At 49.0% G+C, this 15875-nt stretch carries 9 protein-coding genes and 1 riboswitch; of the genes, 4 read left to right on the plus strand and 5 right to left on the minus strand.

The window, feature by feature from the left end:
* Window positions 1-25 precede the first annotated feature (25 nt).
* Complete coding sequence (locus ACN5NT_RS20485; protein WP_167495796.1) at window positions 26-2665, plus strand: DUF3857 domain-containing transglutaminase family protein; 2640 nt, start codon at window positions 26-28, stop codon at window positions 2663-2665.
* A 159-nt stretch (window positions 2666-2824) separates the two neighbouring features.
* On the opposite strand, the gene hcp is transcribed toward ACN5NT_RS20485, so the two are convergent.
* Together hcp and ACN5NT_RS20495 are read right to left on the minus strand one after the other, a co-directional pair.
* Window positions 2825-4669 (minus strand): hydroxylamine reductase, encoded by a 1845-nt coding sequence (gene hcp, locus ACN5NT_RS20490; RefSeq protein WP_419176719.1) that lies wholly within the window; start codon window positions 4667-4669, stop codon window positions 2825-2827.
* 286 nt (window positions 4670-4955) lie between these two features.
* The gene (locus tag ACN5NT_RS20495; RefSeq protein WP_419176720.1) at window positions 4956-5783 is read right to left on the minus strand and encodes an alpha/beta fold hydrolase; all 828 of its coding nucleotides are present in this window, start codon (window positions 5781-5783) and stop codon (window positions 4956-4958) included.
* A 459-nt stretch (window positions 5784-6242) separates the two neighbouring features.
* Window positions 6243-6442, plus strand: a riboswitch (cobalamin riboswitch).
* 1121 nt (window positions 6443-7563) lie between these two features.
* Between ACN5NT_RS20495 and ACN5NT_RS20500 the strand changes: the two genes are divergently transcribed.
* The 3 genes from ACN5NT_RS20500 (at window position 7564) to ACN5NT_RS20510 (ending at window position 10856) form a co-directional block, all read left to right on the plus strand.
* Window positions 7564-9735, plus strand: coding sequence for an adenosylcobalamin-dependent ribonucleoside-diphosphate reductase (locus ACN5NT_RS20500; protein WP_419176721.1), 2172 nt, complete (start codon window positions 7564-7566; stop codon window positions 9733-9735).
* A 155-nt stretch (window positions 9736-9890) separates the two neighbouring features.
* Window positions 9891-10436, plus strand: a complete 546-nt coding sequence (locus ACN5NT_RS20505; protein ID WP_136797948.1) for an SEC-C metal-binding domain-containing protein — start codon at window positions 9891-9893, stop codon at window positions 10434-10436.
* Window positions 10437-10451: 15 nt separating this feature from the next.
* Window positions 10452-10856, plus strand: a complete 405-nt coding sequence (locus ACN5NT_RS20510; RefSeq protein WP_419176722.1) for a VanZ family protein — start codon at window positions 10452-10454, stop codon at window positions 10854-10856.
* A gap of 115 nt (window positions 10857-10971) precedes the next feature.
* Here ACN5NT_RS20510 and hemB read toward each other — a convergent pair whose 3' ends face one another.
* From hemB to ACN5NT_RS20525, 3 genes are all read right to left on the minus strand, one after another.
* Window positions 10972-11946 carry a porphobilinogen synthase gene (hemB, locus tag ACN5NT_RS20515; protein ID WP_136797950.1) on the minus strand — a complete coding sequence of 325 codons (975 nt, stop codon included), beginning with the start codon at window positions 11944-11946 and terminating at the stop codon, window positions 10972-10974.
* Window positions 11947-12112: 166 nt separating this feature from the next.
* On the minus strand, window positions 12113-13480 hold the full coding sequence (locus ACN5NT_RS20520; RefSeq protein WP_136797951.1) for a sigma-54-dependent transcriptional regulator: 1368 nt from the start codon (window positions 13478-13480) through the stop codon (window positions 12113-12115).
* 64 nt (window positions 13481-13544) lie between these two features.
* Entirely contained in the window at window positions 13545-15845 is a 2301-nt protein-coding gene (locus ACN5NT_RS20525; RefSeq protein ID WP_136797952.1) for a sensor histidine kinase, read from the minus strand.
* Window positions 15846-15875 lie beyond the last annotated feature (30 nt).

Raw genomic sequence — 15875 nt, forward strand, 5'->3', positions numbered from 1 at the left:
GCTCAACTCTACCTTGATGGTTCCCATGAAATTTCGTCTTGTGCTGTTCCTGGCTGCAATTGTTGGGTGTGTTAGTCCAATATATTCTGCAGAGGCCGCTGAATATACGATGGCCTCTGAACCGGCATGGGCGGCTCCTGCACAATTGCCGGAAAAGGGGTGGGCGCAAAGGGCGGATCATACCGAAGGAGTGGCGTACCTGCTGCTGGACAGGCAGTATCTTGTCGATTCGGAGGGACAAAAATTATTCGTCCATTTTGCCGAACAGGCTGTGAACCCATCGGGTGTCGGGGAGATATCCCACATTTCCATTGAATTTGATCCCTTATATGAAAAGCTGAGCCTGCATAAGCTGGTTATTCACCGTAATGGCGAGGTCATTGACTATCTCAGTCGTGCCAAAATCAACCTTATCCAGAGAGAGACCGGTCTGGACCGTCAGATTTATGATGGTGAGAAAACACTGAACATCTTTATCGAGGATGTCCGCGTCGGTGATATTGTTGAGCACAGTTATACTTTGGCCGGCGCAAATCCTGCCTTTAACGGTCACTTCGCAGAAGCGCTGGCAACACAGTGGGCCGTGCCGGTGGGGCGGGTTCATTATTCCATTCTCTGGTCACGTGATACAACACTCTACTTCACGACGGCAAACTCAAATATCAAGCCGCAGATCGAATTTGATGGGGATGTTACCCGTTATACCTGGCGATATGACTATGTGGAAGGGTTGTTGCTCGGTGACACTTCGAATGCCCCGGCATGGCATCAGCCCTATGGAAGACTCTACCTCAGCGACTATGTAAGCTGGTCGGAGGTGAGCAGGTGGGGGTGGCAGCTTTACAGGCAGGACCAGGGGGATGGTTTGGTCAAGGAAACCGCAACCGCTCTCAGCAAGGGTACGCGTTCAGAGGAAGAGCGGATTTTGGCGGTGCTCAGGTTTGTGCAGGATGAGATCCGTTATCTTGGCATGGAGATGGGCCTGCATTCATTTAAACCCACATCTTCCGGGCAGGTTATTGTTCAACGTTACGGAGATTGCAAAGGCAAGGCGGCTTTGATGGTAGAGTTGCTGAGAGAACTTGGAATTAAAGCACAACCGGCTCTGGTGCACAATTCGAAAGGGCTGAATAGAGTACAGTTATTGCCGACGCCCAAAGCGTTTAACCACGTGATTGTCTTTGTTGAGAGTGAGGGGGAGCGATATTGGCTCGATCCGACTCTAAGCTATCAGCGAGGTGAACTGGATGGGTTGTACCAGCCGGATTACGGGTATGCAGTTCGAATATCTGAAAACGGCTATGAGTTGGAGAAGATGTTTGAAAACCGGCCGTCTCTCCACAAAAAAGAGGTGACAGAGGTATTTGATCTATCAGGTAAAACGGATGATAAAGTCAAATATACCATCAACACACGACATGAACGTCGTTTTGCAGATCACATCCGCAGAAATCTGTCGGAATCCAGCCGTAAGGAGATCGAACAGTCGTATCTGGATTATACAGCCCGGTATTATCCTGACGTCGAGCGGATAGATGGGTTGCAGATTATTGATGATGAAAAAAATAATACAATTACAGAAATTGAGCAGTACAGCATCTCGAAGATATGGGAGCAGCAACAGGGCGATAGCTATGAGTATGCTGGTTTTGAACCCGGTCTGTTATACAATTATATAAATAAGGGTATTTCTGTGAGGCGGTCGGTACCGCTGGAGCTGTCGCATCCAATACAGATCAGACAGACTACCATAATCAAGCTGCCGGAAGGCTTTGTGTTTGAAGAGCAGCACCAGCAGATAATCGACAAGGCATTTCGCTTCAGCTATGATGTTCACTTTGAGGATGCTACCCTGGTGCTGGAGTATAGTTATCAGTCGCTCAGTGATCATGTTTTGCCTGCAGATCTCGTCGACTATGCCGGTCATATGGATCAGGCGTATGATCTGCTCGGTTTCTGGATACAGCAGCCCAGCCCGAATCCTTTTCAGGGCCACTTCGGGATTGATACCAGCGACCTGAACACCGGTATGCTGGTGACTATTTACAGTACCGCGGTATTGGTGTGCGGGATTATGTGGTGGCTGATCTTTTTTTACGATCCAGGGTTTGCCAGGCGGCAGTCTGGCGAGAGCAAAACGGAGGGTATCAGAGGCTGGCTGGTCATGCCGGGAGTTGCCCTGGCAATGTGCCCGGTGCTGGTGATCTGGCTGAATTGGGAGGCAGGCTTTCTGTTTTCAGCTTCTCAATGGGCACAGCTTGGTCAGCAGTTTGGCAGTTCAATGCAGCTGGTGGTAGCATTGCAAATGATTGGTGTGGTTTTTTTGCTCCTTTTTCCCCTGGGGCTGCTGGTACTCTATTTGAGCCGACGCTCTACCTTCCCGAAGCTTTTCCTGCTTTACCTGCTGGTATGGCAGCTGTTCGTTATCAGTGATGGTGCGGCTATCTGGTTGTTTGATGTCGCAGATCCAGAGACTGTCCGGGCAGGAGTTCAGCAGTTCCTTGGGGTTACTCTTGCTGTGCTGGTAAGCGGTGCCTACCTGTTGCGTTCAGATCAGGTCAAGGTGGTTTTTAACCAAAGGAAGACCCCTTCCCCTGATGGAAACATTGGCGAATCAGGTGAAGAGAATGAGGGGGTGGTGGCGCTTGGGTCGCTGAAAAACTGAAAAGTCAGTTCCAATGATTTACAGGTTTGCTGATTTCTTTACCGAACTATCAAAGACACAGGGGGTAGCGATCTATTCAGATAAAAGAGGCCTGCCCGACTCCAGGAAGGAGGAGAGGGCAGGCCGACAGAAAGGTATTACAAGGAGTAGTTACAATGGTTAGTTACCTTGCATCATAGCTGTAATATCTTCCTGCACTGTCGAGATCGGTTTTATGTCAAAGTTGTCCACCAGAACATTGAGAACATTTGGCGAAACAAACGCCGGCAGAGTCGGTCCAAGACGGATTCCCTTCACCCCCAGGTGGAGCAGGGCAAGTAGTACCGCGACCGCTTTCTGCTCATACCAGCCGAGATCAAATGAGATTGGCAGCTCATTAATATCTTCCAGCTCAAATACTTCTTTCAGTTTCAGGGCAATTACAGCGAGAGAATAGCTGTCATTACATTGACCTGCATCAAGAACTCGGGGGATACCGCCGATGTCTCCGAGGTTCAGCTTGTTGTATCGGTATTTCGCGCACCCTGCGGTCAGGATTACAGTATCCTCAGGAAGATTTTCGGCTAGCTCTGTGAAATAGCCACGCCCTTTTTGCCGGCCATCGCAACCGGCCATAACCACAAAGCGCTTGATTGCGCCTGATTTTACAGCATCAACTACTTTATCCGCTAAGGCGAGTACCTGATTGTGGGCGAATCCGCCTATCAGACTGCCGGTCTCTATGGCCTTTGGCGAAGCGCACTTCTTAGCCTGCTCGATAATGGCAGAGAAATCCTTGGCCCTGCTGTCTATCCTGTCGTCAATGTGCTGAACGCCCGGGTAACCGGTCATACCTGTCGTGTAGATACGATTCCTGTACGAATCCTTCACCGGTACAATGCAGTTGGTGGTCATAAGGATCGGGCCGTTGAAGGTCTCAAAATCCTTGTTCTGATGCCACCAGGAATCCCCGTAATTTCCCTTGAGGTGTGTATATTTCTTGAAGGTCGGATAGTAGTTGGCCGGCAGCATTTCACCATGGGTGTAAATGTCGAGCCCCTGGCCCTCGGTCTGGATAAGGAGTTCCTCAAGGTCCTTGAGGTCGTGACCACTGATAAGAATTCCCGGCTTATCTCCTACTTCAAGGCTTACTTCTGTAATTTCAGGGTTGCCATAGGCAGACGTGTTGGCAGCATCAAGGGCTGCCATGGTGGTAACAGCGCATTCACCGGCTTTCAGAACCAGTGCAACCATCTCATCGACCGACAGATCCTCGGTTGTGGAGGCCAGCGCTTCGATCATGAAGTCATACACCTCATCCTTTTCAACTCCGAGAACAGCAGCGTGATCTGCATAGGCGCCGATACCTTTCAGACCAAGGATCAGCAGTTCTCTAAGAGAACGCACATCTTCGTCAGTGGTGGCGAGGACTCCGACAGTTGCTGCCTTTTCCTGATAAATGGTTTTATCCTGGGCAAACCAGAGGGCAGCTGCAGCGAGCTTGTCACTTTTGGAAGCTTCCTCTGATGGGTTCAGAAAATTGAGAAGTCTGGACCAGATTGACTGTTGAGCGCTGGTTGATTGCAGGCCGTCCAGTTGACGCTTCAGTTGCCTTTTAATGGTCTGGGAGCGGCCAATCCAGTTTTCAAGGCTTGTGTCATCGAAGTTAGCGTTGGTAATGGTAGTGAAAAGTCCCTGGGCAAGGAAAAGACCAACATTTGAATCGATTACAACCCCGGCTTCTTTCAGGTTTTTCGCTAGAACAGCAATTCCCTTGAGGTCAAAAATAAGAAGATCCTGCAGGTTTGCCGTGGACTCCTGCTTACCGCATACTCCTTTAACTGTGCAACCTGTACCCTTAGCGGCTTCCTGACATTGAAAACAGAACATTGCCATGATGGCTCCTTTTTCGTTGTGATGAGAGTCGTCGAACATTGACCAGTTGTGTGTTGTAGTTGAACAGCTGCAATGGTCGCTGGCGAAAACTGGTAGCAGACCGGTTGTTACCGGTGCGTTGTGAATCATTTATGGTGCTAGTTATAGCAGAACGGCGGAATCTCTCTTTGACCTGGGTCAAATTTGATATTTTTTTCTTAAAAAGAAACTGTAACTGTAGGTTGGACGTGGGAAGTAGGACGTTGGACGGAACTGCTACTGCAAATGGAACCGCAGGTTGGATGTAACTGCTACAGCCAGAGAAACTGCAAGTTGGACGTGGGATGTAACTGCTGCTGCAAAGGCAACTGAAACTGCGGGTAGGACGGGGAAAAAGACCGTGAGAAGTCAGGAGGTAGAGGTAAGGTGTCAGGAGTCAGGGGGATGCGTTTGTATTGGGTAAAAGAGTTGAGCTTGCTAAGAAAGAGGTGACGTATTTCATGAAAATGTCGGGTTGTTCACTGTGTAGCCAGTGGCCGGCTTTTTCCACTTCGACCAGTGAAGAGTTTGGGAAAAAGTGAATGCGGTCCTGTTCATGCTCAGGCAGATAATAGTTTGATTCGCCACCTTTGACAAACAGGGTGGGCACAGTGCAGGGTGCGTAAAGTTCCAGGTCTTCGAGGCCGGTCATCAGGTGATTAAGTGCGGATTGCAGCACGGGCAGGTTGGGTTTCCAGGCAAGTCTTTTATCAGAGTTACCTTGTCGGGTGAGGTTTTTGACCAGGAATTGTGCCAGGAATTCGTCGCCCAAAGTTTCACACAGTTGTTGCCTGACTGTTGCCCGGCTTGTATGGAGATGAAGATCTATCCCCAGCAAGGTTGAAATAAGATTGTCGTGGAATCCGCTGGTATTGAGATCGTAACGCGATGGGGCGATATCTACAATGATGAGTTTTTCGAGAAGTTCCGGGTTGAGCAGGCCGAAAATCATCGCGAGTTTACCACCCATGGAGTGCCCGATAAGGGAGAATCTTTCCAGGTTATGTTGGGCTATGTATTCGAGAATATCCTCACACATGTCGGTATATCGATGGCTGGCCTTGTGTGGTGAACGACCGTGATTTCTAAGATCAGGAACATGGACACAATATCCTGAGTTGGCAAGGCCTTTGGCGATGCTCAGCCAGTTGTCAGACATGCCGAAAAGTCCGTGCAAAATAATGACGGGTTCACCTTGACCAATTATACGGGAGTAAAGTTTCATCGGGAGATAACGAGGAATAGTTCTGCGTGTATATGCTTCACAATAGAATAATCATACAATCTTTTCTGGTTGCCAATGGAGCCAAGCCTGAAACGGTGAGGAGACAGGCATAAAGTGTGAGGCATGACAGATGAGTGAATAACCCCTCACAAATCGTAAGCTAAGCTTTTAGTGGTAATTATATAATATTTTAACCGTAACCAGCTGTATCAATGGAAATATACCAGTCTGTTTAGCAGGTAACCTCATATTAATTTTTATATTGGGCTCTTCAGGGTAAGGCGAAGAAGAGGGGAGGTTCGGGCAAATTATCAGTTTACTAAATACATGATATCACGCCAACAGGCTGATGCTGCAGGGAAGTTGAAAAAATTGTACTCTAAGAGAGAATATATTGGACGAGTCCACGATATAGAGGTATATTCTTTTTTGATAACACATTATATGGTGTGTTTATCGAAGTGTTGGAGTTTGTGTGGTTCTGATTCAGCTGTGCTGAAAACGTGAAAAGGGAATCCGGTGAGAGTCCGGAACTGTCGCGCAGCGGTAAGCGGGAACGAAAGTCACCAGAGAGCACTGGGTTTGCCCGGGAAGCGGTGACGAGTAGGTGCTTTTAATGCCCGTGAGTCCGAAGACCTGCCATGCAAACGAACTGGCATTTGGCCTTGTGTATTTGTGTAACTCATCACCTCGCGATAAGGGAGAGTAACCGTGTCCCAGTCCATTCAGTATTTTTGTGAATTAGAACGAGCATTTTCCTGTTTGTCTCCGCTGTATATTCGACCGGTTCCCAAAGAACAGGTGCTTTACTATGCCATAGCTATGACTGCCAATCTGTAGCAAAACACACAGTTTTCGGTTTCTTGACGCAACCGAGTGTGTTTTCTCCGGTATCAGTGCGGTAATGCTGTGTTGTCTCTGGTGTCCTGGAGGCAGGGGAGATAGGTGTTGGGTCGTGGATCGAAAATTACACTGTCTGAAGCGTACGGTTCCACGTACCTCAGTCTATCAGGGACAACGAATACAGGTAATTGCCGGCCGAATCGCGTTGGTTTTGTCCCACACACCCAAAACCTGGAGGATGAGGATGGAAAAGAATGTGATTGCCAATATGAAACAAGGACTGCTGGGAACCCGTGATTGGGACTCGTTTCAAGCAATTATGAGGAAAGCCCATGGAGCTCTCCATAAACAGCAACGGAAAGTATGTCACATAAAGGTTCGACAAGAAAGAAGAATATAATAATTTTGTAAGTCGGCAGTGATAGTTTGATGGTGCCCAAGCCAAGTGCCAGTTATGCATAGAGTGGGGCACATCGACAGGAACTGCCGACATCCAATGCGCTGCAAAACTGTTTTTGGGGTCTGGAGAAGGCAGTTGTTGGCGGATGTAAGTCATTTTTTAAGACTGTGCGTGAAGCACCTCTGATTGCAACGGGATTGAGTTCAATTTTTACCTTGAAAAAAAAATATCAGGCTGGTTGTCTAGCGCACTCACAGACCTCCTGGCACGGAGCGCCCAATGTCACAGTTGTTTGCCGGACTCAAGAGATTTGCTAGGTGCTGTAACAATATTGATTCCCACAACATATTGTAGTTTCTTGTTGAGCATACCATAAATGTAGGGTATAAGCTGGTGTGTGTCGGTTTTGCCGTCACACGATTTTGTTCTGAATTTCGCATGTTTACTTCGGGGAAAAGAGACAGTTCTGTGCAAAAAGCAAGGGCGTGATTCAGTTGAACTTTCATAACCATTATGAGTAAGAGAAGAGAGGAGTGTATGGCACCTGATTTGACCAAGCAGGAATTGACGAGTACCGCAGAAACTGTCCTGGCCCGGCGGTATTATCTTAAAGATGGCGAGGGGAAGCCTGTTGAAACCTGGGAATCTTTATGCCGTAGGGTTGCACAGGCTGTCGCGGAGGTGGACAAGGAGAATCCTGCTTACGAAGAGATGAAAGAAGGCTTCTTCCATATGATATATCACATGGATTTTCTTCCTAATTCTCCTTGTCTGATGAATGCCGGAACTGATATCGGGCAGCTTTCCGCCTGTTTCGTTCTCCCCGTGGAAGATTCCATGGATGGTATTTTCACAGCTATCCGCAATGGTGCTCTGGTCCATAAAACCGGTGGTGGAACCGGTTACTCCTTTTCGAGGTTGCGCTCGAAGAATGCTTCTGTACGATCAACCCAGGGGGTGGCTTCCGGTCCTCTCTCGTTTGCGGCGGTTTTTGATGCTGCCACCGAAACCATTAAGCAGGGTGGTAAGCGCCGCGGAGCGAACATGGGTGTGCTCCGGGTCGATCATCCTGATATTATGGATTTTATCTCTGCTAAAGAGGATCAGAATCGTTTCAACAACTTCAACTTCAGTGTCGCCATTACCGATGTCTTCATGAAGGCGGTGGAAGAGGGTACGGATTATGAGTTGATCGAGCCTTCAACCAAGCAGGTTGTTCGCAGCCTGGATGCCCGGGGAGTCTTTGAAAAGATAATTGATCTTGCCTGGCATAATGGTGAACCCGGCGTTCTCTTTATTGATACCGCGAATAAGGCCAACATGACTCCGCAACTGGGCGAGTTCGAAGCAACAAACCCGTGTGGGGAGCAATGGCTGTTACCATATGAGAGTTGTAATCTCGGTTCGATTAATCTGGCGAACTTTGTGGTCAACGGCGCTATTGATTATGACCGCCTGAGAACCATTGTGGAGAGCGCGACGGTATTTTTGGATAACGTGATCGACTGTAACCGTTTTCCGATTCCCGAAATCGAAGAAATGACCCTGAAGACGCGCAAAATCGGCATGGGAATTATGGGACTCCACGACATGCTGATTCAGTTGCAGATTCCCTATGCGAGCGAAGAAGGCCGCAAGGTTTCAGGTGAGGTGATGAGCTTCATTCGTGAGGCTGCAGCAGTTCAATCCGAGAAACTTGCCGAAACCAAGGGAGCATTTCCTGCTTATGACTCTAAATTTAATGACTATGCGCCAAGAAGGAATGCTGCACTGACTTCTATTCAGCCCACAGGCACAGTCTCAATGATCGCAGATTGCGCTTCCGGCTGTGAGCCGTATTTCTCCATCGTCATGATCAAGCATGTCATGGACGGTGATCGTTTAATGATGGTCAACAAACTCTTTGAGAAAATAGCCAGGGAGGAGGGCTTTTATTCTGAAGAGTTGATGAGCAAAGTCGCTGATTCCGGGACTGTTATTGGCCATGAGGAGATTCCTGCAAGGTGGCAGGAAATTTTTCGCACTGCCCAGGATATTGGTCCGGAGGATCATATCGGCATGCAGGGTGTTCTCCAGCAAAACGGAGTGGACAGTTCAATCTCCAAGACAATCAACCTGCCAAACAGCGCGAGTCGCGATGAGGTAAAGCTCTCGTATATCACCGGCTATCAGCTGGGATGCAAAGGATTGACCGTTTATCGTGACGGTTCCCGTGATTCCCAGGTACTGAACACCAAGGAAGCGTCTCAGCGGGATGATAGCGTTATAGTGGGCGAGAGCGGTCTGGTGAAAAATAACCTCCCGGATACCCTTGATGCCAAGCGCTACCGTGTGAAAGATCAGGATCAGAAATCGGTCTATATAATTGTCTGTTTTGATGAGAATGAAAAGCCGATGGAGGTTTTCGCCAAATTCCCATTTGACAACCGGGTTGATCTCAAGGACAAATCGACAATGTGGACCACCACGTGCCGCCTGGTTTCGCTCGCCCTTCGCTTCAATGTACCGATGGACGAGATTATCAAGCAACTGGACCGCTCAAGTGGACATATGCTTGACCTTCCCGCTCAATTGGGTAAGCTGCTGAAATCTTTCCTCGCAGGTACCCAGCGCGGTTTTTCCAGTACCTGTCCCGAGTGCTCAGGAACGCTGGTTTTTGAGGAAGGTTGTGAAACATGCCACGATTGCGGATACAGTAAGTGTGCGTAATAGGTTGCGGTTGTGAGTTTGCTCCGGGAATGGTTGTGCTCCACCTGACATTAAGCCCTGTATAATAGGCGGGACTGTATTACAGTTGCTATTTGCAGGGATAAGGTGAGTATCTGACTGAGTCCGGAGCCATAAAGTTTTATGTAAGGTGAACCATGACGAAAATTGGCAGGAATGAGAAATGTCCGTGTCAGAGCGGTAAAAAGTATAAGCATTGTTGTGCACGAAAGGATGAGGCAGCGCGTCCGAGACAACTGACCCCCGCGGAACAGATCAAGATAACCCTGATGGGTGGTGTTGAGGCGATTCAGGAATTAGCTGTCACGCGTGAGGCGGCGGTGAAGGAGATTGGCGTCTTTTTCTTTTACTCAACGGAAAAAGGTGACGCCTGGTTGCTGGAGATGACCGATTGCGATTGCGTGCAGCTGGCAAAAGACGGTGAGCGACTCGCAGCACCAATTGATGAGAACCCTGAAACAATTGAAGTCAACTGGAGCCACACCTTTAAGTTTGTGGACAAGAAGTTGCAACTTACAGCCTATGCAGACCGCAGTGTCATGGTTCTTGAAGATGCTCCAGCACAACAGGCGAATGCGATGCTGCGCAGGATCAGAAAGAAGTTCAGCCCTGAGCAGCTTCGCCAGGTTCATGCTGATCCGTCAGAGCATGCTGCCGATACTGCCGATACAAGTGCTGCCTAGAGTGTTTCGTTGAAGATGTTATCTGCATTTCGCGTGATCCCCATGGTTTTGATGATGGGGATCATCTTTTTCCTCTCCAGTAAAACCGGAGATTCCTTTCAGGTTCCTTCCTTCCCCGGTATTGATAAAATAGCCCACGCGTCCATTTATGGTGTTTTGGCTGCTACTGTGATTTTTGCCCAGAGTAAAAAGAGCCGCGAGCGAAAACCGCTTCTGGTGATACTGATCACAGTCATTGCCTGCCTTCTCTACGGTATTTCCGATGAATTTCACCAATCAATGGTGCCGGGCAGATTCCCCAGCGGCCTTGATATTGTGGCAGATGTCTGCGGGGCAACGGTAGTTTGTGTGGGATGGATCTGGTGGCGCAGTCGCGGGCAGAAACTCAAAGCCAGAGGGCAATCAGCGGATTCCGCGTAGATTAAGGGTGCCTGAAGGACGGCAGAGGTAATTTGAAGAGCAGATGTCACGGCGCAGTGCCGTAAAGAAAAGGGAACCTGAAGCAGGTTCCCTTTTTTGTTGCCTGAAATACTAATCAGCTTTTGAGCAGTTTTGCCATTTCTTTGGCGAAATAGGTGACAATGATATCCGCTCCCGCACGTCGGATAGAAAGCAGGGTCTCTGCCATTACTTTTTCTCCGTCAATCCAGCCGTTTGCAGCGGCAGCTTTGACCATGGCATATTCGCCGCTAACGTGGTAGGCGGCAATGGGCAGATCAAATTCATCACGCAGTTTAGAGATGACATCAAGGTAGGCGACTGCGGGCTTCACCATCAGGATATCTGCCCCTTCATCCACGTCAAGGGTTGCCTCACGCATGGCTTCACGTACGTTTGCCGGGTCCATCTGGTAGCTGCGCCGATCGCCAAAAGACGGGGCACAGTCAGCGGCTTCACGAAACGGACCGTAAAATGCAGAAGCATACTTCACCGTGTGGCACATGATCGATACGTTCTCGAAATTGTTTTCATCGAGGCTGGCGCGAATTTCGGCTACACGCCCGTCCATCATGTCTGATGGTGCGAGCATGTCAGCGCCTGCCTGGGCGTGGGAGAGAGCGACCTTGCATAAAATTTCGAGCGTTGCATCGTTATCCACCTCTTTATTGATCAGGCAACCACAGTGGCCATGATCAGTGTATTCGCAAAGGCAGACATCGGTGATGACCATAATCTCAGGTACTTTCTTTTTCAGTTCCTTGATCGCCCGCTGGATAATTCCATCCTTGATATGAGCGCCGGTTCCCACGGGATCTTTTTTCTCAGGCAGGCCGAAAAGCATGACGGACTTAATGCCGAGCGAAAGACATTCTCTGGCCTCGGCTGCAAGCAGGTCAACGGTAAGCCGGGAGACACCAGGCATTGATGCGACATCTTCTTTTTTATTTTTTCCCGGAATGACGAAGAGCGGGTGGACAAGCTGGGCGGCATGCAGGTGAGTTTCCCGCACCATTGAGCGTAGTGAATCGTTTCTGCGCATTCTGCGTGGTCTATATTCTGGAAAAACCATGTCGGCTCCTGTAGGTTTTCCCTGGTTTCTGGAGCCGCGGCGTAGTGACCTGCAACTCCAGATTGCCCAGGGAGTGTTAGAAAATATGTATATGACGCTGTCCGTTCAACACTCAGATAGAGTGATTGAAGAACAACACGTTTTTTCGCGTGAAAAGATAGTCCCGCTAATTGATGATGTCGAGACTTTTCAGTTTTTTATGCAGATGACTGCGTTCAAGGCCGACCTGTTCCGCCGTTTTCGAAATATTGTTGTTGTTTTGTTCCAGTTTAAATTTCAGATATTCCTGTTCAAACAGTCGCTTCGCCTCTTTAAAATCCGGTGCAAGCAGGTGGGCAATGGAGGAACCGGAGCTGGCCATTACACCGCTACCTGCCGGGTTGAGGAAAAGGCGGATCATTTCGCCATCAATGGTCTCGTCCGGGCACATAATGGCGAGTCTTTCCACAAAATTTCGCAGTTCCCGGACATTTCCGGGCCAGCTGTGTTCCATCATTGCCTGGTAGGCATCTTCGGTAAATATCTTTCGATTGAGCCCTTTGCCGACGATACCATCCATGAGCGTCTGGACCAGCTCAGGGATGTCTTCAAGCCGGTCGCGTAATTTGGGCATATTGATCGGAACAACGTTAAGGCGCCAAAAGAGGTCTGCACGGAAATTGCCGTTCTCAATTTCTTCTTCAAGATTTTTGTTGGTTGCAGCGAGCACCCGGACATGGACCTGGATGGTTTTATTGCCGCCAACCCGCTCAAACTTCTGTTCCTGGAGGATGCGCAGAATCTTAGCCTGGGTTTTCATACTCATATCGCCGATCTCGTCAAGGAACAGAATGCCCCCGTCGGCCTGGTCAAATTTGCCCTGTTTACTGGTGTGTGCGCCGGTGAATGAACCTTTTTCATGTCCAAACAGCTCGGATTCGATCAGCTCTTCAGGGATGGCGGCGCAGTTGACCTCTATCATCGGCCTGTTGCGCGAGCTGGAGAGCTGGTGAATGGACTGGGCGACTAATTCCTTGCCGGTACCGTGATCTCCACGAATCAATACCCAGGCATCGGTTGGCGCTACCATCTCGATCTGGCTGCGGATGGCGCTTATGGCCTGCGACTTGCCGGTAATCTGGCTGGGCCGGGCAGTGGTTTCCCTGAGTAACAGGTTTTCCTGCTCAAGCTGGGCAAAGCGAAGTCCGTTTCGAATTGCCAGGATTATCTTGTCGTAGGAGAGCGGCTTTTCTATGAAATCAAAGGCACCACTCCTGGTTGCCTGTACAGCAGTTTCAATAGTGCCGTGGCCGGATATCATTATAACCGGCAGGTTGAAACGCTCTTTGATAATGGGCAGGGCGGTCATGCCATCCATACTGTCCCCGAGCCAGATGTCGAGAAGGATCAGGTCTATTCGTTCCTCATCAAGCAGGGCCAATCCTTCTTCCGCTGAAGAAACAGCACGGGCAGAGAATCCTTCATCCTCTAAAATTCCTGAAAGAGTCTGCTGAATGCTGAGTTCATCGTCAATTATGAGAATGGTTTTGCTCATGAAATATTACCTGGCTGATATGATATGCATAGGCTGACGGTAACTGGCTGCGAGGATTGACCTGCTAGCCAATGGGCTCTTTCTGGTCAACCATTGGCAGTTCTATAGAGAATACTGAACCTTTTGGCTGGTTGTTTCGCACTCGAATGTAGCCACCGTGGTCAGAAACTATAGTAGAGACGATGGCAAGCCCCAGGCCTGTGCCACTTTTTTTGGTGGAGAAGTAGGGCTCAAAAAGTTTGAGCTTGTTTTCCTTGCTGATCCCCGGGCCGGTATCGCTTACTCGAATATAGATGGAATCAGTAGAAAAGTCCGGATCAAGTTCCAGTCTAATTTTACCGCCGGCAGGTAAAACTGCAACCGCGTTATCGAGCAGGTTAATGATACAGCGTTTGATCTGTTCCGCATCAAAGTTGAAAATAGGGATCGGTCCAGTCTTGGTGAGCTCGAATTCGATATGTTTGTGTGCCTGGCGGTAGAGGACAAGAGTATCCTGGGCAAGGCTATCCAGGTCTGCAGGTCCTTTCTGCACTTTCGGCATTCGTGCGAACTGGCTGAACTCACTTACCAGCCGCTTCAGTTCATCTACCTGGCCAATAATGGTATTGGTGCATTGGTCAAAGACCGAGTCATCTTCTTTGAGTATCTCCGGATACCTTCTGCGGAGCCGTTGGGCAGAGAGCTGAATTGGTGTAAGCGGATTTTTTATTTCGTGGGCTATTCGTCGTGCAACTTCGCGCCAGGCAGCGACCCTTTGTATTTTCTCGATCTTGGTGAGGTCGTCAAAGACCAGAACATAGCCAAGAGGTGTTTTATTCTCATCCTCAAGCCGGGTAAAGTGGATCAGGAGAGAGAAGTTTTTGCCGATCACATTGAGTCGGAGATGTTTTTCTATTGAGATCTTTCCGGATTGTGAGAGTTCATCGATAAACCCCTGGATAATCTCTGCCTGTTCTCTGGAAAGTACCTGACGGAACGTTCTGCCGATAAACATGTTTTTATCGATACTGAGAAGTTCTTCGGCAAAGCGGTTGATGGTTGTTATCCGGTTTTTGATATTGAGTGATATGACCCCGGCACTGACGTTTTGCAGAATGATTTCCGTGTAGCGGCGACGTTGCTCAGATTCCTGGGAGCTATGTTGCAGTGCCGTATGGGTTTCAGCAAGCTGCTTGGTGCTGCTGTTCAGGTTGGTGGTCATCTGGTTGAAGGAGTTGACCAGATGGCCGATTTCATCATTGCTGTCGCTCTCCATCTCGAACTCCAGGTCACCTTCTGCCACACGTCTGGTGGCGATAACCAGTTTTCCAAGTGGTTCGGTGATTCCTTTGGAAATATAGAGACCAAACCAGATTGAGGCAAAGATTATCAGCAGGGTGACGATCAGCAGGATAATAAAGATCCAGAACTTGAACGGGTCCTTGAAATGTTTGAGCTGCCTGTATCCCTCGATTCCTTCGGAAATGATGCGCATCTTTTCCAGTCTGTCGCTTCTCACCAGGATGGAGGTGGTAAGGAGGGCAGTGGTCTCCGGGGTGAGGGCGATTGTGCGGACACTGCTGACCAGATCGCCGAGGTTGGTTTCCTGAATGATCACCTCATGTTCACCGCTGTGCTGGGCTTTCTGGCGGACAGTAACTGGGATATTGGGAAGGACTATGTTGTTGATATTGGGGCTGGTCTGGGAAATACGAAGCCTGGGGTTGTCGGCCACGATACGTATAATATCAGGTCCGTAAGTCGAGGTATCGGCAACCAGTTCTTTAATGATTGTAGCTATGCCCTCAGTTGTCTGCTGTTTCCCTGGCGCTGCGGCCAGCTTTCTGGCTACACCGTTGTTCATCAGACTAGCCTGGTCTGAGGTGTGGTGGAGTATGGATTGAGCCAACTCGAGTGATTCCTGTAAAGAGTCATCAACATTGGAGTTGAACCAGTAGTCCATACTGGTGGAGACAAATTGAAGTGAAACGAAAAACAGCAGGATAGTCGGGATCAGGGTCAGCGAGAGGAAAGAGGCAATAAGTTTGGTCTTGAGTTTGCTACCGGGCCTGTTGATCCTGCGCTCAAAGAGGAGTTCGGCCAGGCTGCGAAGTACCAGGAAAAGTACAAAAAGAACCAACAGGACGTTGAGGTTGATCAGACCGAAAATCAGAATGTTACTGCTGAAGGGCAGTGTCTCCTCGTTTCGATACAGTACGCCCTGCAGAAAAATGAATATTGGGATAAGAGCCAGACATATTCCTATGACCCAGCGGACAAGTTTTCTCTTTTGCTGTCGCTGTTCAGGCGAATACTTATCTGAGAAAGTTGTCTCCGTGGCAGGAGTGTTTTCCGGCTGCTCTTTATGAGTGCGTTTGCGTGTCACCAGTTCGGGTACGTTGATGTGGGACTGTGT

The organism is Desulfosediminicola sp. (genome assembly GCF_048381775.1).
Taxonomy (GTDB): domain Bacteria; phylum Desulfobacterota; class Desulfobulbia; order Desulfobulbales; family Desulfocapsaceae; genus Desulfopila; species Desulfopila ganghwensis.